Raw genomic sequence first — 18,593 nt, 5'->3', positions numbered from 1 at the left:
TCAGCGCTCGGGCTTCCAGGTGATCTTGCCGCCCGTGAAATCCTGGGCCTTGCCGCCCTGGTAGTCGTATTCGTCGCTGGTGGGGTAGCCGTAGCGGCCGTTTTCGCCGCCCGCGCGGATCCAGTCGGCCTGGATGCTGCCCCAGACCGCGTGCGCGCCGGTCTTCGCCGTCCAGTAGATGGCGCCGGTCGGGAACATGGTGAACTGGCCGTCGCCCTTGCCCGCCGCGGAGACGTCTGTGAGCGGGAAGCCCAGCGGGCTCGACTCCCAACCGAGCGCAGCCCACTTGTCGCGGATCGGGCCGCTGATCTGGTGCGCGCCGGTGCCGACGGACCAGTAGATCGAGCCCTTCTGGAAGTGGTTGTAGCGACCGCCGCCGACCGGGGTGCTCTGCTCGCGGGTGGTCGGGTAGCCGAGCTTGCCCGACTCGTTGCCCGTCTCGGCGAACTTGTCGCGGATCTGGCCCGCGACGGTGTTGGCGTTGGTGTCGGGGTGCCAGTAGATGGCCGCGTTGTTGGCGAAGGTCTGGTACTTGCCACCGGCCGCCGCGTCGGCTTCCGGGGAGGTCGGCTCGCCCAGCGAAGGTCCGCCCGCCTGGTCGTATTCGGCCTCGATCGCGCCGCCCACCTCGAATCCGCCGATCATCCTGGCCTGCGCGGTGCCTGCCATGGCCGCGGGCAGCGCGGCCGCGACGGTAACTGTCGCCAGTGCGGCCAAGCCGCGTGATCGAAGGGTTCGACGATGCAATGTCACAGGAAACTCCCTGGTCGGATCGATATTCAACGATGTCCGGCGCTCGGGACCCCCTCCGGTGCCGCACCCGAACCTACCCGTTGGGCGCCGGTGGCAACAGTGGCGTTGCTCACCTGGGGGGATGCGGTGGTCCCGGCAGCATGATCGCGAGCCCGCGGGCGAAGTCGTCCGGTTCGACATCCCCGAGCAGCAGGTGCTGCAGGATGAACCCGGGCAGCAAGCCGATGATCGTCTTGGCGATCACGTCGGAATCCGTGCCTGGGGGCAGCCAGCCGGTTTCGCACAGCCGGTCCGCGTACTCGAACCACAGCTCGCGCATCGCCGCGATGGCCCCGCGCACCGGGACGGCCGCCTCGGGCGAGACCAGGGCCAGCGCCCACGCCTGCGGGGCCAGCCGCAGCGGCCCGTCGGGTCCACTCCGCTTGACGATCTCGGTGGTGAGCAGGCGGATGACTTCTGCCGGGGGAGGCAGGGTCTCGCCGCGGATGATCTCGGCGAGCCGCTCGCGCAACGGCCCCATCGTCCGGTTCACGAGCGCGCCGATGATCTCGTTCTTGCTGGTGAAGTACCGATAGACCGCACCCGCCGACATCTGTGATTCGGCGAATACGTCCTGCATCGAGGTCTCGTGGAAGCCCTTGCGGGCGAAGCACAGCTGCGCGGCGTCGAGGATCTGCTGTCTGCGGCGTTCCAGGTGTTCTTCGCTGACGCGGGGCATGGGACAAACGTAAAACGAATGTCCGTTCTTGACAAGCGAGGTGGGCGGTGTCACGGTAGAAACACCAAAAAGAACGAACATTCGCTTTAACGGGAGAAACCGCATGACGATCACCCGCCGAGCCGTAGCTCTCGGCCTCGCGGCCACCGCGATCCAGGCCCTGATGCTGATCGCCTTCGCCTGGCCCGCCGTCAATATCAGCCCGCGCGATCTGCCGATCGCCGTCGCGGGCCCCGCCTCCGCTCAGGTCGCCCAGCAACTGCAGCAGCGCGATCCCGATGCCTTCGAGATCACCACCGTCGCCAACGCGGAGCAGGCGCGAAAGGCGATGGTCGACAACGAGATCTACGGCGCCATCGTCACCGGCAACGGCGCACCGCAGGTCCTGGTCGCCTCCGCCGCCTCGCCGGCCGTCGCCCAGCAGCTCACCGCTGTCGCCCAGCAGCTCAGCGGTGTTCCCACCGCTCCCGTTCAGGACGTGATCGCCATCGATCCCGACGACCAGCGCGGCGCCGGTTTCGGCTCGATGGTCCTACCGCTCGTCATGTCCGGCATGGCCGCGGGGGTTCTGCTCACCCTGATGATCCCTGCCTTCGGCGCCCGCTTCGCCGGATTGGCCGCGTTCGGCATCGCAGGTGGGCTCCTGAGCACCCTCATCTTCCACACCTGGCTCTCGATCCTGCCCGGCTCCTACCTCGAACTGGCAGCCATCGCGGGCCTCGCCTCCTTCTCCGTCGCCGCCGTCATCGTCGGCCTGGCCGCTGTCATCGGCCGCCCCGGCATCGGCATCGGCGCCCTCACCATGCTGTTGATCGGCAACCCGTTCTCCGCCGCCACCTCCGCCCCCGAACTCCTACCCCAGCCCTGGGGCACCATCGGCCAGGTGCTCCCCCCTGGCGCCGCCGCCTCGCTCCTCCGCTCGGTCGCCTACTTCGACGGTGCGGGTGCCATCGCCCCGCTCGCCGTCCTACTCGCCTGGGCAGCAGGTGGTGTCGCCCTCCTCGGCGTCGGCGCCTTGCGCTCCCGCCAGACGAGCGCCCCTACCGCAGCTCCTGAACCGGTGGCGGTTCCCGCCTGACCATGCCCGCGAAAATGCTCCGCACGAACGACTTTCGTGCGGAGCATTTCGCTGTTGATTCGTCACCGCGACCGCTATATCGCAAGTCTTCGTGGCCTCGGTATGCGGGGATGGTTCGATACGGTATTCGCCCGAACAGGCGGAGATGGTTGTTCGACAGAACTGAGAACACGGATGCTCACCCCTTCATTGCTGGACACCTCAGTGCTGTTTCGGCTCGCCGACGCCGAGCGTGTCCTCGTGGTAGGTGCTGGTGGCGGCTTCGACCTGCTCAGTGGGTTGCCTATCGCCTTCGCTCTGCGGGAGCGGGGCAAGACCGTGTACCTGGCGAATCTCACGTTCACCGCCGCCACGCGCACCACTGCACGCTCGGTCGCACCGGACCTGTTCGCGGTGGATGCCCATACGGAGGGGCAATCGGAATATTTTCCGGAGAAGCATGTTGCGACTTGGCTTGCCGACCACGGTCACGCCGACACGGTGTTCATGATTCGTAAGGGTGGCACCGTCTCGGTTCGTGCAGCCTACGAATGGCTGGCGCGTGAGCTGGACCTCGACAGCATCGTGCTCGTCGATGGCGGTACCGATCTGCTGATGACCGGTGACGAGGCGGGACTCGGGACCCCGGTGGAAGATGTCACGAGTTTGCTGGCCGCCTCGGCGTTGGACTTGCCGGTCAAGTTAGCTGTCTGCGTCGGATTCGGTGTCGACACCTTCCACGGTGTCTGCCACGCCCACTTCTTGGAGAACGTGGCGGCCCTTGCCAAAGCTGGTGCCTATCACGGTGTTTTCGCGCTTACGCCGGGGATCCCGGCCGTGGACGATTGGCTGGACGTCGTCTCCTGGGCGCAGCGCCACACCCCTGGCCGCGAGAGCATTGTGTGCGCGTCGATCACCGATGCGTCTTGCGGAGAGTTCGGCAACCATCATTCGCTCGCCCGCACCCGCGCCGACGGCGCTGAACTGTTCATCAACCCGCTGATGTCGATGGTGTGGGGATTCGATCTCGATGCTGTCGCCCAGCGCGTTCTGTACCGCAGCCATATCGAGCACGCTGCCACGCCGTTCGAAGTCGCCGCTGCCATAGAGGCCTTCCGGAGCGAGGTACCACTGCGCCCGTGGCGAAACATCCCGGTGTGAGCCGAGCGGGCAGCGATAGTGCCTCTATTCGCTGCAGAATTTGCAGCGAATAATCGCGCATTCGCTGCACCGGACGCTGCCCGACTATCCGGTGCGGTAGTCGTCGGTGCCGAATTCCTGGTGGTAGCGCTGGGCTCGGGTGAGCATGCGGTGGACGCCGGCGATCATGCGGTCGGTGGGGAGGGGTTCGGCGACGATGGGGTCGCCGGTTTTCACGTAGTAGCGGCCGTCGGGGTAGTCCATCCACCAGAAGGTGCGGGCGGGGGTGGGGCGGGAGTCCAGGGCGGGGCCGGAGAGTGCGGAGATTTCGCCGAAGGCTCGGCGGGGCCGGTGGAAGATGCGGTTGAGTTGGTCGACGGAGCTGAGGCGGCCTGCTCGGTATTCGAAGTGGTCTTCTTCGGCGGCCAGTTGGTCTCGGCGGACCTCGACCGGGGGCTTCTTACCCGGTTTCGTGCGGGGGAGTGCGGCGACGGTGAGGGCGGCTACCTGGATGGGGGTGCAGTAGGTGAGGGTGACGTCGGCGCCGGTGTCCTCGGTGGTGCCCGGCGCCTGTTGCAGGGTGGCGCCGACCGTGCCGCGGACCGCGCCGTGGAAGCGGATGATGTTCGCGTTGTCCTGGCCCACATAGCCTTTGGACTCGACCCTGGCTTCGGGGTCGAGCAGGACGGACAGTGCGCGCTCCACCGCGGGGTCGTACTTGCGGAGCAGCGTGTCGACGGCCGCTTCTCGGTGCTGCTTCAGCTCGTCGAATGCGGCTATGTCGCTGCGGTATTGGAGGGGGTAGGGGAGGCGGTCGCGCCCGTAGCCGGACCACAGGATCTCGAACTCGATTCCGGTGAATTCAGTTCGGTGCACTGTCGCCGTCTCCGCCGAGCACGGGGGGTACGGTCCTGATCTCGTTCGTGCCGAGCAGGAGCTCACCGTTTTCCTGGGTGATCAGGTAGTCGGGGATGTCTTTGGTTCGGTCCTCGTCGGAGGTGCCACGCCTCGCGCCGGGGGCGCCCATGCCACCCATACCCGCCGCGCCGCGACCAGTTGTGCCCGAGCGGGTTCCAGCTGCCGCTGCCGCTGCGGGGGACTGGCCGCCCGGTACTGCTTTGCCGGGGGACGCGCTGGTCGGGGTTCCGCTGCTGCCCCGGGGAGAGCCGCTCCCGCCCTGGCTGCTGCCACCAGGGCGGCCGACGGCCGAGCCGCCGACGCCGAGACTGCCGACGACCGGCGTCGCTACGCCGGGGCTGGTCGGCGTTGTGGCGGTCGGCGCTGTCGTGGTTGGTGCGATGGATTGCGGTGTAGTGGTTGTGCTTTGGGGTGCGGTCGAGCCGGGGTCGGTCGAAGACGTTGTGGTGGGAGATGGTTCGGTGCCGAATTCCTCGGACGTCGCGCCGTCTCCGGGCGTTTCCGTTGCCGGGTCTTCGGCTTTGCTGCCGTCGGTGTTCGAATCGCCTTGGTTACCAAAGGTGTTCGTGTCGCCATTGCTGCCGGGTCCGCCGTCATCGCCGACGATGGTCGGTGCTGTGGGCAGGAAGGGGACGCCGTTGTCGGTTTGACCGGCGACCTGGCCGTACACCGAGCGCAGGATCCGCCTGCCCTCCTGGGTGGCCTCGTCGCGATTGTGGTCGTCGACCTTCATCACGCCGTCGGCGGGCAGCGACTTGCCGGTGACGTTGGTGCGCTCGGTGAGGCCGGGCATCAACGCTTGGGTCTGTTCGATTCCGGTGCGCATCTCGCTGAGTTTAAGACTGATCGCGGTCGCGGCCTGAGACAGCGGAATCGATTGCTGTGCATAGTTGTTCACAGCGGCGACAGCGGCGGAAGCCGCCGCGCCTGTCCACCCGCTGTGTCCGTCGGCACCGGTGACGGTGCGCGCGAACTGCTGGTTGAAACCGGTGAACGTGCCCATCAGCGCACCACCGATATTCGCCCACGCGGTGACGGCGTCATCGACGAGTCGCGGTTTCATCGCCGCTACCGCCGCCTGCATCTGCTCGAGCGTCATGCTGTCGTAGTTGTCAGGGGTGGTGATATGCGGCGGTTGGATGTCGCCGTCGAAGATCGTGGAGTAGTTGCCCGCGACCTGTCGCTCGTAGATCTTGGCCCGTTCGGTATTCCACTGCTCCTGTGCGGCGATCACCTTGCTCTTGTAGTCCTCGTAGGTCACAGGTGTTCTCCCGTCGCGGAGATCTCGGCGCCGGTCGCTTCGTCTTGGGCGACGAAGTTCGCAATCGCCTTGGCAACAACCTCTTTCGCGGTTTTGACCGCTTCGATGTGCTGCCTGATCACTGTATCCAACGCGCGATCACCTCCGGCCGCGGTGAGTGAGAACTTGTTCTCGAGGATCTCGCTCGAGTCGAACGAGCCGAACCCGCCGACCCGCCGAACACTTTCGACCATCTCGTAGACCTCCTCGAGTCGGTCCAGGTGGTCGTCGCACACGCGATCCAAACCTTTGCCGGTCTCGGGATCGAGTGACAGTTGACCGGCCTCTGCCTGGCCTCTCAACTGGCTCCATTGAGTCGGGTCTATGCCGCGAACCATTAGCTGTCCCCTCAGCCTGCGGGCAGGTACTGAACCAGAGCAGCGCTCAGTCGCCGGGCCTCGCCGCAAGGCTCGCTGGCCCCTTCGGCGCTGACACGGTTCTGCACCTTGAAATCGACCGACCCGGCTGGCACTTCGACACTGATGTAGCAAGCGACGTCGTTCGCGGAGCCGATGGGTCGGAACTCGAGCGCATTGTGGGACCCGACCTGCAGGTCAACCCATCCGGTGTACTCGCTGGTTCGTTGCCTGGATTCGGCAAGCGTGTGCTCAGACGACATCACAGAGAAGGTGTACTTCTTGGCGGAATCCGTCCAGCTGCAGACCTTCCACCCAGTGAAGTCCACCCCAGCAACATCTTTCTTCTTACTTCCCAAGTTCATCCCGACCGCGGCAACAGCCGAGTCCGGCAAGGAGCACGGATCCCAGACCTTCGCCTCGGTGTCCACGGAAGTAGGACTCGCCGCCACACTCACACCGCTCGTCTGCGGAGCAGCCGTCCCCTGCTTCCCATCCCCGCACCCCGTCACAGCCAACCCCGCCATCACGACAACACCGAACGTTCTCGCCACCGCACCTCGAACTGCCATGTCTTCGTCCCTCCCACAGAACCGGTGCTCGTTCATGACGTCCCCGCCTCCGAGATCGTAGTCACTGCGATGCTCATCACGACAGTTCCGTCCTACTCCGTCGCGCAAGGTGAGGTCGCGGTCATCGAGAACCGCACTTCTTTTGTCGGCCCAACGGAGGTGTCGCGGGACGACGAGATGGTGTAGCCGTGTGAATCGCGGTAGAACCGATTCGCCGGGTCGTCGTCCGGCCGCCGGCTCGGTTCGAGTGTGAATCCCCGTGTGGTCATCACTTCGAGGTTGGCCATCGCGCGGTCGACAAACTCCTGGGGCGGGTTCACCTCCTCCATCGTGACGCGGACCCGCCACGGCGGCCCTTCCGACATCATCGAGTTGTTGGTTCGACAGCCGACGCCAGAATAGGGCAGCGGGGCGCGTTGGATCCGAACCTGTTGCGGCCAGACGAGTTCGAGATTGTGCTCGACAATCGGACCCGCTTCGGCGACGGTCAGCCCCGTTGTGTCCTTGATCTTCTGGTTGGTCGGACCTTCGTTGATGAAGGCGCTGCACCCGGTCAGACTCGCGGTGGCAAGCACCGCGAGTGCGGCCATCATCCTCATGTGATGTCGATCTTCTCGCCGAGTTGGGGGTTGTCGGTGACGCGAGGGTTCGCGTACGGGTTGAGGTTCGGGTTGCCGAAGGCATCCGCGAGGGCCGCGGCAGCGGCGGCCTTCGCGGCATCGAATCCTTCCTTGCCACCGTCGCCGTTGTCGCCCAAACCGATGTCGACATATCGTGTTTCGATCCCACGCTCGACGTAGGCTGTCGCGTCCGATCCATTGATGACGCCGACGATGTTCTCGAACGCTGTCGAGCCTGGGTCGTCCCAGTAGTTGCCGTGCCCGTCGCTTCCGAAGACGACCTCGCTGCGGTGGTCGGTCGATTCGTCGCTGTAATAGCCGGTGTCCAGGCGGATCACGCCGGGTACTTCATCGGGATCGCCACCGAGGACGTCCGAGGCGTGAGGATTGCCGGGCAGATGAATCCCGCCGGGAATGGTCAGCCCGCCTTCAGGGTAGGACTGCACGACGCCGATCAGATCGCCGGGCGCGGTCATGGAATAGCGCTGGACATCCGGGTTCTGATTGTTCCAACCACCGTCGAACACGCCGGTTCCCGCCGACGAGGCGTGCAGTACACGGTCGGCCCGAAGGCCCAACTGCTCGGCTGACCCGACGATCGAGCCGCCGTAGGAATGTCCTACGTAGGAGACCGGCGTTCCAGGTGCGGTCGCCCCTACCTCCCGGTCGATCTCGCGGCCGAAGTCGACGAGCCGAGGCGCCATGTCGGCCGCGAATTTCGGGCTGGGCGCACCATCGGAAAGGCTGGTCAGACTCTGCGGGAAGTCGCCCTCCATGTACAGGAAGATCGGGCCGCCCGTCTGATCGGCGAGATTCCATGCGGCTACGTGATTCGACCCCGAACCGTTGAGATTGGTGCTGGTGCCGGGCACATATACCCCGACCCCGGGCGCACCCGACTTCATCTCACCGACCATCTCGATCATTCGACCGTTGCCCTCGGTGCTGAACATGACGAACTTGCGGTCGACCATGCCCAGTTGCGCCGTCGCCTTGTCGCCGGTCGACGCGGCGATGGTGTCGAGAGTGCCCGCACCTTCGGGGTTCGGGACCGGCGCCAGCATCGCCTCCAACTGCTTGATCCGGGATTCGTCGCGGTTCGGCTTCGCCTTCTCCGACGTCAGCGCGTTGCGGACGTTGATCTCGTTGGCTTCGATCCGCATCACGAACGGCACCCCGTTCAGGTTGCCCAGCTTCTCCGGCGCCGCGATCACCAGTTGGCGTTGCGCTTCGAGACTCGAGCCGGCCAGGAAAGTCGCCCGTTCATCCGGCGACATCGCTGCCAACTGGATCGCCACCGCATCCGGATCCTGGACCGACCCGTCGGCGAGAGTGATGTCGGGTTGACCGTCGCGCATCGCGCCGAGGTCGCCGACGGATTCGCGCAGTCGCGCACCGAACAGATTGTCCAGGCGCTCGATTTCGTCCAACCCACTCAACAGGTTGAGTTGGAAAACCCCAGCGTCGCCTTCCTTGCCCGGATCGGGATGAGTCACCCGCCCGTCGGCGCCAACCGCGAAACCCTGCGCGACCGCGAGGTTCTTCTGGTCCAGCACATAGGTTTTGGAGTGTTTGAGGCCCAGATAGGCATCTTCGGCATCGTCGGCGACCCGCAGCAGCACGGTGCGCACCTCGTACCCGTGATCGACTTCCTCATCGATGCGTCGCGAGGCCGCGTCCTTGGTCTGGCCGTGCCAGCTACCCGCCGCCGAGACCGCGCGTGAGCAGTCGTCGACCGAGGTCGAGAGGGCATCGGCATTGGCGCGGGCCGCTTCGGCCGCGCGGTGCAGGCCCTCGAGATTCCAGGTGTCGAGTTGGGGGATCGTGGGCCGCATCAGCGGGTACCGAGCTTCCCGATCTCGCTCGCGGTCTCGACGTCCCTGGCCTGGATGTCGGCCGAGAACTTGTCGACGAGGTCGGCCAGCGTTGTGTACCGGGTCGCGATCGAGTCCATCGCCTGCGAAGCCGGGTCGGACAGCCCCCGTACCGCGGCGAGTACGTCGCTGCCGTCACCGGTCGCCTCGGCCGAAGCCGCCCAGCTCAGCGCATCGACTTCGCCTGCCTCCCGACGCCAGGTCGTCGCCATGGTCTTCAACTGATCGGGCTCGACGCCCAAAGTCGGACTCACGATGGCCCCTCCTTCGATGCCGAAGGACTACGCGCCCGTGCGGGCCGGTCCCTTCGTGAAGGTTGGACGGGGCACACGAAGCGAAGGTTCCATCATGTGAGGTGAGTCACACCGAGGCGGGCGCGTCCTCGTCCGCGTCGGTCCGGCTGTGCACGCACTCGCGGCAGGTGCCGAAGATCTCGAGTGTGTGGCTCACCTCGGTGAACCCGTGATCGCTCGCGATCTTCTCGGCCCACGCCTCGACCGTCGGACCCTCGACCTCGACGGTGCGCCCGCAATGGCGGCAGACCAGGTGGTGATGGTGCCCGCTCGAGCACTGGCGGTAGACGGATTCGCCGGTGTCGGTGCGCAGCACGTCGACCATGTTCGCGTCGGCGAGGGACTGGAGGGTGCGGTAGACGGTGGTCAGGCCGATGCCCTCGCCGCGTTTACGGAGCTCGTCGTGCAATTCCTGTGCCGAGCGGAACTCGTCGGTATCGCTGAGCAGGGCCGAGATGGCACTGCGCTGACGGGTGCTGCGAACCCCGACCTGCTTCGCGGAGGTGTTGTCTGCCAACGGTTTATCCTTCCTCGGCATGGGCGACGGCATCGACCACGATATGGGCCAGATGGTCGTCGACGAGTTCGTAGAGCACCTCGCGACCCGAGCGTTCGCCGTGTACGACGCCCGCCGATTTGAGAATGCGCAGATGCTGGCTGACCAGTGGCTGGGTGACGCCGAGTGTGTCGACCAGCTCGTGCACGCATCGCGGCGACTCACGCAACTGCAGCACGATGGCGATGCGTACCGGCGCGGCCAGTGCCCGCAGCAGCTCGCCCGCGTCCTCGAGCACCGTGCGCGACGGCACGGCGGCGGGCGCGGGGGAGTGGTACGGGTTGTGCGGGTGCGCGGGCGCAGCCTCGGTGGTCATGAACCAACTCCTTATTGGAAACAGATTCCATTTTGATATGCATAATTGCGCATGTCAAATGACGCGCCGCGCGGACACCTCGGCTGCTGCAAACCCACTGGACGGGTCCCGATACGCTGGACCCACTTACGTACGGTAGGCCGCATCGAACACCGGTACGGCATGCCGAACAATTCCGACTCGCAGTGGATGGAGAAATCTCGCGTGGCACCCAAGTCGAAGGTGGACACCGTTGCCAACCTCGCCAAGCGCCGGGGTCTGGTCTACCCGTGCGGTGAGATCTACGGAGGCACCAAGTCGGCGTGGGACTACGGTCCGCTCGGCGTCGAACTGAAGGACAACATCAAGCGGCAGTGGTGGCGGACCATGGTCACCAGCCGTGACGATGTCGTCGGCCTCGACTCCTCGGTGATCCTGCCGCGCCAGGTCTGGGAGGCCTCGGGCCACGTGGCCACCTTCTCCGATCCGCTGGTCGAGTCGCTGCACACGCACAAGCGTTACCGCGCCGACCATCTCATCGAGGCCTACGAGGCCAAGCACGGCCACCCGCCCGCCAACGGCCTGGCCGACATCAACGATCCCGACACCGGCCAGCCCGGCAAGTGGACCGAGCCGCGTAACTTCTCCGGCCTGCTCAAGACCTTCCTCGGCCCGGTCGACGACGAAGAGGGCATGCATTATCTGCGTCCGGAGACGGCACAGGGCATCTTCGTCAACTTCAAGAACGTGCAGGAGACCGCGCGCAAGAAGCCGCCGTTCGGCATCGCCCAGATCGGCAAGAGCTTCCGCAACGAGATCACGCCGGGCAACTTCATCTTCCGCACGCGTGAGTTCGAGCAGATGGAGATGGAGTTCTTCGTCAAGCCCGGCGAGGACGTGGAGTGGCACAAGTACTGGATCGAGACCCGCCTGGCCTGGTACACCGACCTCGGCATCGATCCGGAGAACCTGCGCCTGTTCGAGCACCCGAAGGAAAAGCTGTCGCATTACTCGGCCGGCACCACCGACATCGAGTACCGCTTCCGCTTCCAGGGCAGCGAATGGGGCGAGCTCGAGGGCATCGCCAACCGCACCGACTACGACCTCAAGACGCACTCGGAGCACTCCAACGTCGACCTGAGCTACCGCGACCAGGCCAGCGGTGACCGCTACACGCCCTACGTCATCGAGCCCGCGGCCGGTTTGACCCGTTCGCTGATGGCCTTCCTGGTCGACGCCTACACCGTCGATCAGGTGCCGACCGCGAAGGGCACCACCGAAGAGCGGATCAGCCTGCGCCTCGATCCGCGCCTCGCGCCGGTCAAGGCCGCGGTGCTGCCGCTCTCGCGCAACGCCGATCTGACTCCGAAGGCCAAGGATCTCGCCGCCCAGCTGCGTCGCAACTGGAACGTCGACTTCGACGACGCGGGCGCCATCGGCCGCCGCTACCGTCGTCAGGACGAGATCGGTACGCCGTTCTGCATCACCGTCGACTTCGACACCATCGACGACCAGGCGGTGACGATCCGCGAGCGCGACTCGATGGCCCAGGAGCGCATCGCCCTGGACAAGGTCGAGTCCTACCTGGCAGCCCGTCTGATCGGCGCCTGATTCTTCAGGTCGAAAGAGCCCGCACCGGCAACTCGGTGCGGGCTCTTTCACGCCTGCGGTGTGGGCGGTTGATCACACCACGTAGCTGACGGTTTGCGTTGGATGCGTGCTTGCCTCACGATCTTCGTTGTGCTGTGGGAACCGGAAGACGTGGTGCGGGTGCTCGACCCGTCGGAACAACGATTCGTGCGGCACGCCACCTTCACCGGAAGGTCGGTCACGGTGCTCGGGGAACTGGACGCGGCCGGGCTCGGCGCGGCCTTCGCGGCGCTGCAGCGGAGGTTCCCGATTTTGGTGTGCCGGATCGTCGAGGATGCCGACGAGAACGGAATCCTGATGCGTCCCGGGGATATCGAGGCCGTCGGGGCCTGGGTGAGTTTCGGCGATCCCGACGAGGTCAGGGTTCCGGCCGAGTCCATGGACCCCGGCGATCAGCTGGCCTATCTGGATGTTGTTCTCGCCGAGGAGGATCGGGCACGGGTCACGTTGTTCGTGCACCACAGCGTGGCCGACGCGGGGCACTGTGTGGAACTGTTCGCGCGGTTGTGGGGCTATTACACCGACTACGTGGAGACCGGGAAGATCGCGGTTCAAGCGGACTCGGCGACCGGCGGCGTGACAGGGGAGTATCCGGTGTCGCTCGAGGCGTTGCTGGCACAGCGTGATATCCGGCGTGCGCGGCGGTCGGGGCTCGAGCCGGTGACGCGTCCGCTCGTCGCCGCTGACTCGGTGAGCGGGGCCGAGCGGTCGGAAGCGGCGCCGGCCTCGCTGGCGCGGCCGGCGCGGATTCAGCTGGACACCGTCGCGACCGCGCGGGTGCTCGATCTGGCTCGTGCGCACGCGGTGAGCGTGAACGGGTTGGTCACCGCGGCGGTGTTGCGGGCCTATGCCGATCTCTCCGGTGCGGACAGCATCTCGTGCGTGTATCCGGTCGATCTGCGCAGGCGCCTCGACCCGCCGGTCGAGGCGGTAGCGGGTACCAACCTGTCCGGCCTTGCCGCGTTCCGCGCTGATGCCGCCGACACCGAGGACCTCGTCGTCCTCGCTCGCCGGATCGGCACGAGCCTGCACGACGACCTGGCCGAGGGCGTGATCGAACAGTCCGTCCTGCACTTCCCCGATTTCTTCGGATCCCACCGGATCCACTCCACCGCAGGCCACATCGCCCTCACCAACACCGGAACGGTGCCCACGTTCCGCGCCCCCGCCGGGGTGATCCTCGACGACTACGAGATCGTCTACCTCTCCGCACACCCCCGCCCGTCGACGGGGGCGTCCGCGGCCGTCACCTTCCTCGTCTACACCTATCTCGGCAGGCTGACCATCGGCCGTTTGGGCGGCGGCGCGCTCGCCTCCGAACTGCTGGATGCCGTGGCCTCAGAGCTGTCCTGGTCGTCTGCCGGTCAGGAAGCCGCCACCGCGTGAGTTCAGCGGCACCTCACCGCGGAGCGAGGGGCTCCTGCAGTTCGGTGACCCAGCCATCGGGATCGGGCGTCCATTGCAGGGTGACCTCGCGGACCGGTGCGCCGGTCCGATACCCGTTGTCCTCGACCCAGCGGCCGAGCGCCTGCCACGCTGAGCCGATTCCGCTCACATTCCCGTGATGGACGGTGGTCGCCACGTGTTCGAGCGCGGGCAGATCGACGATCGAGAAGTCCGGTGCCGCAGCGGGTTCCACGTTCACCGGCACACAGGCGTGCACGCCCACCGTCCCGTCGTCCCGAGCGTCGTAGTAGGCGATCGCGGGACCCGCGATCGTGATCCCGGCCTTCGCCAGCCGGTCGGACAGTTCGCCGAACAGCGGACCGATCACCGGGCTGATCGCCTGGGGTTCGAATCCCGAAGCCCAGCTGGACGATTCGGCCACCCTGACCGCGGGCACCGACTTGATCACCACATCCTGATCGGGCATGACGCCCTCCTTTTCGATGATTCGGAGTCTCGCTTCGACTTCGGTCAACCGCGAACGGTCGGCCGCGATCCGCTGTTCCAACTCGGCTCGGCGCAAGGTGAGCATGCCGCGTAGTTCTGCCGCGTCGGGCCCCGGCTCGAGCATTCTGCCCACCTGCTCCAGGGTGAACCCGAGCTCTTTGAGCGCGATGAGCCGGTTGAGGCGAGCCAGTTGCGCCGCCGCGTAGAACCGGTACCCGGTGGCCGCGTCGACCCTGGCAGGCGGCAACAAACCCACCGCGTCGTAGTGGCGCAGCATGCGCACCGACACCTGACCGTGCCTGGCGAAATCTCCGATACTGAACATGACGCCTTCCGGTGTACGGCCTCACACGGTGAGAGAGTCAAGCGCTCAGAATCTGCCGCCCCGGCTGACCCGTCGCGATCCCGACGAGCCGCCGTAGGAGCCCGGGCGGTAGCCACCGCCGCCTCCGCCGTAGCCGCCACGGCGCGAACCGCCGCTCATCGCTCCGCGCAGGAGCTCGTTCAGGAGGATTCCGCCCAGCACCGCACCGGTCTGGGAGCCGCCGCCCGACATCGGCTGGCGCGTCTCCCATGCCTGCACACTGGCCTGCGCCTGCTGCATGGCCCGGCCGCCGAGGTCGGCGGCGGTCTGTGCGCTGACGAGTGCCCTTTCGGGGTCACTGCCTGCGAGTCCGCGTGCCTCGGCGAGGTGGCGTTGCGCCTCGGAGAGCCGGGTGCGCGCCTCCGCGTCGACGCCGCCGCGCCGAGTGGTGATGAACGACGACGCCGCATCGATGCGTGCGGACGCGTCGGTGAGGGTGCGATCGAGTCGGCGTCGCAGATCCTCCACTGCGAGTTTGCGATCCGAGGCCGCCGCGATCGCATGGTCCAGTTCGGCATCAGCGGTGACCGCAGTGTGGAAGGTGCCGAGGGGATCGCTGTCAGCGTTCGGGGCATCGAGGGCTGCGGTGGCGGACGAGACCGCGGCGGCGAGGTCGGGGGCGCCGAATTCGGTGAGGCTCTTGGCCGTGCCCAAGTCGGTGCGCAGTTCCTCGAGGGCGGCTGGGAGACCATCGCGCGCTTGCTGGATATTCGTCGCGGCCTGGTCGACCGCATCGAGCAGAGTCCTGGCCTGCCCGATCGCACCCTCCGCCGCACGGATCGCCGCGACCGCACCACCCTGCTGCCCGACAGGCTGGGTGAGCGCTGTGCGAGCGGAATCGATGTTGTTCTCGGCGAAAGTGATCCGATCCTGCGCCATCCGCACGTTGTCGTGAATCGGCGCGATGACCGAGGGCGGATAGGTCGAACCCAGGCGGGCGAGTTCGGCTTCGGAGCCCGGCATGCGCGCGGTCAGCTCGACGATGTCGCGGGTGAGCGTGTCCAGCCGAGCGGGCGCGTCGATGAGCAGATCGCGCATGGCGTCGAAATCGGCGACTTGCGAGTCGAGTTCGCGATCGGCCTTGCCCGCCGTGGCGATCAGCTCGATGAGCATGGCGCGCTGCTGGTCCGGCGTCTCCGGAATCGCGTCGTCGAGTTGCTGGCGAATCGTGAACGCCTTCGCGGTGGCGGCGCGGGCGGCATCGAGCGCGGAGCGGAACGGCGTCACCGCGGTGTCACCGAATTCGCTGGTGGCCAAGGTCAATTCCTCGGCGCTGGTCCGTACGGCATCGTCGATCTCGACCAGTCGCTCGCGGGAGAGCGCGTGCAGGGTCGGCAGCGACAATCTCGCCAGTGCTGCGGAGTCGGTCGGGTCCACCTCGCGCGCGGTGGTCAGCTCAGCGCGAGCCCGGTCGCCACGGCGCTTGCGCGAGAACAACATCAGACCACCGGCCACCACGATCACAGCCAGTCCGATGAGGATCAGCACACCCCACGGGACCCCACCGCCCCGTATCGCCGAACCGATTCCCTCGGCCGTGTCGACCGCGGCCTGTGCCCACTTCTGTTCGCGCAGATCGGGTTCCACCGAACCCGCGAGCAGCGAGTCCAGTTCGGAGTCGCTCACCCCTTCGGGGAGGGTGCCGTCGAGCCAGTAGCCGCGGTCGTCGACGGCCACTGCCAGCAGCAGATCGTGATCGCTGAAGCCGGAGAGGTCGGAAGTGCGGGCAGCCCAGTCGCGTGGCGCCATCGACCCGAAGGTGCGCACATAGTTCACCCACAGCTTGACCTGGTGATCACGGTAGAGGGTATCGACCGCGTCGAGCACGCGCTCCTCGTCGCCCGCGCTGAGCACGTTCGCGGTGTCGACCACCTGCGGACCCATTCGCGCGGGCGGTTCGGCGACGGCACTCGGCGCGCACAGCAGACTCAACACGGCGAACACCGCGCAGAGCACGGAAACCGAACGTGGGGCCGAACTCGACAGCGGCATGTGTCGAATCTAACCGTCGCGACCGACACGAGCGCGACATCGCAGCGCGTGGCTTCTACGATCGGACGCATGGTCACAGTCGCTCGCCAGTACACAGGTCACGTCACCGCGGGCGAGGACGCCCAGCAGCGCGACGTCCCCGGCGCTCGCATCGTGAAGATGTCCGTCGGACCGATGGACAACAACACCTACCTCATCCAGAGCACCGCCACCGGCGCCGCCGTGCTGATCGACGCCGCCAACGACGCCGAGCGCATCATCGAACTCACCACGCTCGAGACCCCCGGCCAGATCGAACAGCTCGTCACCACCCACCGCCACCCCGATCACTGGCAGGCACTGACCGAGGTCACCAAGTCCCTCGACGTCCCCACCGCCGCTCACACCCTCGACGCCGACCACATCCCGGTCCGCCCCGACCGCCTGCTCGAGGACGGCGACACCCTCGAAATCGGCGACCTCGTCCTCCACGTCATCCACCTGCGCGGCCACACCCCGGGCTCGATCGCCCTCGCCCTCACCGACAACGCAGGCCACACCCACCTCTTCACCGGCGATTCACTTTTCCCAGGTGGAGTGGGGAAAACTCACAGTCCCGCCGACTTCGACACCCTCCTCACCGATGTCACCACCAAACTCTTCGACCGCTACCCCGACGAGACCGACGTCTACCCGGGCCACGGCGACGACACCACTCTCGGCGCCGATCGCGCGAATCTGCCCGAATGGCGTGCGCGGGGTTGGTGAGGCTGCTTCGGGAGTCAGCGCAGCGTGAGAGCTGGTCCGGTGAGGGTGAGGCCCAGGTCGGTGGTGTAGGCGAAGACCGCGAAGATGACCAGCGCGGCACCGGCTAGGGCGAGGTCCTTGTTGAAATGGACCATCTCGTGTTGCTTGGTCTCGGCATCGGTCTCCTTCCAGAAAGCGTGCATCAGGAAGGCCGTCGGCACCAGGAACGCCACCAGGACAAGCGATCCGAGATCGCCCCACGCCCCGAGTAGCACGCTCGTCCCCGCGACCAGCATGGCCGCACCCGAGGCGTACACCGCCAGGGCGGGCGACGGCACTCCACGGCTCGCGGCATATCGCGCGGTGTCCTTCGCCGCACTCAGATGGCCGACAGCCGCGCCGATGAACAACGCGGAGAACAGGATTCGCCCGATCAGGACTATGACGCTCATGGCTTCCACCTGACCATCGGGAGACGGACTACGTCCAAGTCCGATCCGACGTGGCCGATACCGAGCGGGTATCGTCGCAGCTCATGGACCTCCGTCTCCTGCGATACTTCACGGCGGTGGCCGAGGAACTCCACTTCGGCCGCGCCGCCGCTCGGCTGTATATGACCCAGCCGCCGCTGAGCAGGGCGATCAAGCAGCTCGAGGCCGACCTCGGCTACGAACTGCTGCGCCGCTCATCGACCGGCGTGGCCCTCACGCCCGCCGGCGTCGCACTCTATGACGAGGCCCGCGACCTGCTGGCCCAGGCCGATCGAGTGCGCGCCAAGGTCGCGGTCGCCGCAGGGGCGGACACCACCATCACCATCGGCACCTTGGCCGAACAGGCAGGCGCCCGACTGACGGCCGCTTACCGAGCCGCGCACCCGGACGTGCAGGTGCACATCAGAGAAGGTGACTTCGCCGACCCGACAGCGGGACTGCGCGCCGGACGCGTCGACATCGCTCTCACCCGCACGCCCTTCGACGAAACAGGCATCACCACACAGGTTCTGCGCACCGACCCCGTCGGCGTCGTACTGCGCGTCGATGATCCGTTCGCCGACCGCCCGAACCTGCACCTGCGAGAGCTGGCAGATCGACACTGGTTCCAGCTGCCTCCCGACTCCGACCCGATCTGGCGCGGCTACTGGTCGCACCCGACCGATCCCGACACCGGGCCGGTGGTGCGGACCGTCCACGAATGTCAGCAAACCGTCCTGTGGAACGGCACCGTGGGACTCACCCCGCTCGGCCATCCGGTTCCGGACGGTCTGGTGGTGGTCCCGCTGCTCGACAAGCCGCCGAGCAGCCTCGTGCTGGCCTGGAACAGCGCCGCGCACACCCCGCTGATCCGCTCGTTCGTCGACCTCGCGGCGTCGATCTCGTGGACACCGATCGGTAGTTCACCGGAACGGAATCCGCTGGTGACCGCTGACCACACGACGCGTCGGACCGACCTGGCAGACTGACGAGGGTGAAATCGGGTTTCTCGCGAACGTCAGCGCCCGCCCAGGATGTCAGGCATC

Annotated in this window: 20 protein-coding genes; 6 read left to right on the top strand and 14 right to left on the bottom strand. The window is 66.6% G+C overall.

All coding sequences use genetic code 11. The features are described 5' to 3' along the window. Together ASD42_RS26100 and ASD42_RS26095 are read right to left on the bottom strand one after the other, a co-directional pair. Complete coding sequence (locus ASD42_RS26100; protein WP_307592861.1) at positions 1 to 753, bottom strand: LGFP repeat-containing protein; 753 nt, start codon at positions 751 to 753, stop codon at positions 1 to 3. 109 nt (positions 754 to 862) lie between these two features. Further along, positions 863 to 1,471: a TetR/AcrR family transcriptional regulator gene (locus ASD42_RS26095; protein WP_056821360.1), complete on the bottom strand. Its 609-nt coding sequence runs from the start codon at positions 1,469 to 1,471 to the stop codon at positions 863 to 865. A gap of 103 nt (positions 1,472 to 1,574) precedes the next feature. On the opposite strand from ASD42_RS26095, the gene ASD42_RS26090 reads away from it, so the two are divergent. Together ASD42_RS26090 and ASD42_RS26085 are read left to right on the top strand one after the other, a co-directional pair. Then, complete coding sequence (locus tag ASD42_RS26090) at positions 1,575 to 2,549, top strand: hypothetical protein (RefSeq protein ID WP_056821359.1); 975 nt, start codon at positions 1,575 to 1,577, stop codon at positions 2,547 to 2,549. 36 nt (positions 2,550 to 2,585) lie between these two features. Further along, the gene (locus tag ASD42_RS26085; RefSeq protein WP_200950519.1) at positions 2,586 to 3,689 is read left to right on the top strand and encodes a DUF1152 domain-containing protein; all 1,104 of its coding nucleotides are present in this window, start codon (positions 2,586 to 2,588) and stop codon (positions 3,687 to 3,689) included. An 84-nt stretch (positions 3,690 to 3,773) separates the two neighbouring features. Here the strand turns inward: ASD42_RS26085 and ASD42_RS26080 are convergent, their stop codons facing one another. The 9 genes from ASD42_RS26080 to ASD42_RS26040 all read right to left on the bottom strand — a co-directional run bounded on the left by ASD42_RS26080 (position 3,774) and on the right by ASD42_RS26040 (position 10,473). Continuing rightward, a complete protein-coding gene (locus ASD42_RS26080; RefSeq protein ID WP_056821355.1) occupies positions 3,774 to 4,544 on the bottom strand; it encodes an ESX secretion-associated protein EspG in 771 nt (256 codons plus the stop codon). Then, on the bottom strand, positions 4,531 to 5,847 hold the full coding sequence (locus ASD42_RS26075; RefSeq protein WP_056821353.1) for a hypothetical protein: 1,317 nt from the start codon (positions 5,845 to 5,847) through the stop codon (positions 4,531 to 4,533). The genes ASD42_RS26080 and ASD42_RS26075 overlap by 14 nt, the downstream gene beginning before the upstream one ends. Next, complete coding sequence (locus tag ASD42_RS26070; RefSeq protein ID WP_235569829.1) at positions 5,844 to 6,188, bottom strand: hypothetical protein; 345 nt, start codon at positions 6,186 to 6,188, stop codon at positions 5,844 to 5,846. Before ASD42_RS26070 ends, ASD42_RS26075 begins: the two co-directional genes overlap by 4 nt. A 47-nt stretch (positions 6,189 to 6,235) precedes the next feature. After that, positions 6,236 to 6,850, bottom strand: a complete 615-nt coding sequence (locus ASD42_RS26065; RefSeq protein ID WP_056821350.1) for a DUF3558 domain-containing protein — start codon at positions 6,848 to 6,850, stop codon at positions 6,236 to 6,238. 56 nt (positions 6,851 to 6,906) lie between these two features. Further along, complete coding sequence (locus ASD42_RS26060; protein WP_156677596.1) at positions 6,907 to 7,404, bottom strand: hypothetical protein; 498 nt, start codon at positions 7,402 to 7,404, stop codon at positions 6,907 to 6,909. A gap of 5 nt (positions 7,405 to 7,409) precedes the next feature. Continuing rightward, a complete protein-coding gene (locus tag ASD42_RS26055; protein WP_056821347.1) occupies positions 7,410 to 9,269 on the bottom strand; it encodes an alpha/beta hydrolase in 1,860 nt (619 codons plus the stop codon). Beyond that, positions 9,269 to 9,562, bottom strand: a complete 294-nt coding sequence (locus tag ASD42_RS26050) for a type VII secretion target (protein ID WP_235569828.1) — start codon at positions 9,560 to 9,562, stop codon at positions 9,269 to 9,271. Before ASD42_RS26050 ends, ASD42_RS26055 begins: the two co-directional genes overlap by 1 nt. 106 nt (positions 9,563 to 9,668) lie before the next feature. After that, positions 9,669 to 10,139: a Fur family transcriptional regulator gene (locus ASD42_RS26045; RefSeq protein ID WP_056821346.1), complete on the bottom strand. Its 471-nt coding sequence runs from the start codon at positions 10,137 to 10,139 to the stop codon at positions 9,669 to 9,671. Continuing rightward, the gene (locus tag ASD42_RS26040) at positions 10,123 to 10,473 is read right to left on the bottom strand and encodes an ArsR/SmtB family transcription factor (RefSeq protein WP_056821345.1); all 351 of its coding nucleotides are present in this window, start codon (positions 10,471 to 10,473) and stop codon (positions 10,123 to 10,125) included. Before ASD42_RS26040 ends, ASD42_RS26045 begins: the two co-directional genes overlap by 17 nt. Before the next feature lie 189 nt (positions 10,474 to 10,662). Between ASD42_RS26040 and ASD42_RS26035 the strand changes: the two genes are divergently transcribed. Both ASD42_RS26035 and ASD42_RS26030 read left to right on the top strand, forming a co-directional pair. Further along, complete coding sequence (locus tag ASD42_RS26035; protein WP_174551939.1) at positions 10,663 to 12,063, top strand: glycine--tRNA ligase; 1,401 nt, start codon at positions 10,663 to 10,665, stop codon at positions 12,061 to 12,063. Positions 12,064 to 12,165: 102 nt separating this feature from the next. Continuing rightward, on the top strand, positions 12,166 to 13,488 hold the full coding sequence (locus ASD42_RS26030) for a phthiocerol/phthiodiolone dimycocerosyl transferase family protein (RefSeq protein WP_056821344.1): 1,323 nt from the start codon (positions 12,166 to 12,168) through the stop codon (positions 13,486 to 13,488). 13 nt (positions 13,489 to 13,501) lie between these two features. Here ASD42_RS26030 and ASD42_RS26025 read toward each other — a convergent pair whose 3' ends face one another. Both ASD42_RS26025 and ASD42_RS26020 read right to left on the bottom strand, forming a co-directional pair. Beyond that, complete coding sequence (locus ASD42_RS26025; RefSeq protein ID WP_056821343.1) at positions 13,502 to 14,320, bottom strand: MerR family transcriptional regulator; 819 nt, start codon at positions 14,318 to 14,320, stop codon at positions 13,502 to 13,504. 45 nt (positions 14,321 to 14,365) lie between these two features. Beyond that, positions 14,366 to 16,351 (bottom strand): TPM domain-containing protein, encoded by a 1,986-nt coding sequence (locus tag ASD42_RS26020; protein ID WP_056821342.1) that lies wholly within the window; start codon positions 16,349 to 16,351, stop codon positions 14,366 to 14,368. Between the two features lie 69 nt (positions 16,352 to 16,420). Here ASD42_RS26020 and ASD42_RS26015 point away from each other — a divergent pair, with 69 nt between their 5' ends. Then, positions 16,421 to 17,098, top strand: a complete 678-nt coding sequence (locus ASD42_RS26015; protein ID WP_056821814.1) for an MBL fold metallo-hydrolase — start codon at positions 16,421 to 16,423, stop codon at positions 17,096 to 17,098. A 14-nt stretch (positions 17,099 to 17,112) separates the two neighbouring features. Here ASD42_RS26015 and ASD42_RS26010 read toward each other — a convergent pair whose 3' ends face one another. Then, positions 17,113 to 17,529: a DoxX family protein gene (locus tag ASD42_RS26010; protein ID WP_056821812.1), complete on the bottom strand. Its 417-nt coding sequence runs from the start codon at positions 17,527 to 17,529 to the stop codon at positions 17,113 to 17,115. Between the two features lie 83 nt (positions 17,530 to 17,612). On the opposite strand from ASD42_RS26010, the gene ASD42_RS26005 reads away from it, so the two are divergent. Then, positions 17,613 to 18,536 (top strand): LysR family transcriptional regulator, encoded by a 924-nt coding sequence (locus ASD42_RS26005; protein ID WP_084787337.1) that lies wholly within the window; start codon positions 17,613 to 17,615, stop codon positions 18,534 to 18,536. The last annotated feature ends 57 nt before the right edge of the window (positions 18,537 to 18,593 follow it).

This window comes from Nocardia sp. Root136 (assembly GCF_001427185.1).
GTDB classification, from domain to species: Bacteria; Actinomycetota; Actinomycetes; order Mycobacteriales; family Mycobacteriaceae; genus Nocardia; species Nocardia salmonicida.
This window is presented reverse-complemented; position numbering and strand designations above follow the sequence as displayed.

Excerpts from the sequence above, each read along its gene's own strand:
- ASD42_RS26095 (WP_056821360.1), bottom strand. The coding sequence starts at position 1,471 with ATGCCCCGCGTCAGCGAAGAACACCTGGAACGCCGCAGACAGCAGATC.
- ASD42_RS26090 (WP_056821359.1), top strand. The coding sequence starts at position 1,575 with ATGACGATCACCCGCCGAGCCGTAGCTCTCGGCCTCGCGGCCACCGCG.
- ASD42_RS26065 (WP_056821350.1), bottom strand. The coding sequence starts at position 6,850 with ATGAACGAGCACCGGTTCTGTGGGAGGGACGAAGACATGGCAGTTCGA.
- ASD42_RS26060 (WP_156677596.1), bottom strand. The coding sequence starts at position 7,404 with ATGGCCGCACTCGCGGTGCTTGCCACCGCGAGTCTGACCGGGTGCAGC.
- ASD42_RS26055 (WP_056821347.1), bottom strand. The coding sequence starts at position 9,269 with ATGCGGCCCACGATCCCCCAACTCGACACCTGGAATCTCGAGGGCCTG.
- ASD42_RS26045 (WP_056821346.1), bottom strand. The coding sequence starts at position 10,139 with ATGCCGAGGAAGGATAAACCGTTGGCAGACAACACCTCCGCGAAGCAG.
- ASD42_RS26040 (WP_056821345.1), bottom strand. The coding sequence starts at position 10,473 with ATGACCACCGAGGCTGCGCCCGCGCACCCGCACAACCCGTACCACTCC.
- ASD42_RS26035 (WP_174551939.1), top strand. The coding sequence starts at position 10,663 with ATGGAGAAATCTCGCGTGGCACCCAAGTCGAAGGTGGACACCGTTGCC.
- ASD42_RS26030 (WP_056821344.1), top strand. The coding sequence starts at position 12,166 with ATGCGTGCTTGCCTCACGATCTTCGTTGTGCTGTGGGAACCGGAAGAC.
- ASD42_RS26025 (WP_056821343.1), bottom strand. The coding sequence starts at position 14,320 with ATGTTCAGTATCGGAGATTTCGCCAGGCACGGTCAGGTGTCGGTGCGC.
- ASD42_RS26020 (WP_056821342.1), bottom strand. The coding sequence starts at position 16,351 with ATGCCGCTGTCGAGTTCGGCCCCACGTTCGGTTTCCGTGCTCTGCGCG.
- ASD42_RS26015 (WP_056821814.1), top strand. The coding sequence starts at position 16,421 with ATGGTCACAGTCGCTCGCCAGTACACAGGTCACGTCACCGCGGGCGAG.
- ASD42_RS26010 (WP_056821812.1), bottom strand. The coding sequence starts at position 17,529 with ATGAGCGTCATAGTCCTGATCGGGCGAATCCTGTTCTCCGCGTTGTTC.
- ASD42_RS26005 (WP_084787337.1), top strand. The coding sequence starts at position 17,613 with ATGGACCTCCGTCTCCTGCGATACTTCACGGCGGTGGCCGAGGAACTC.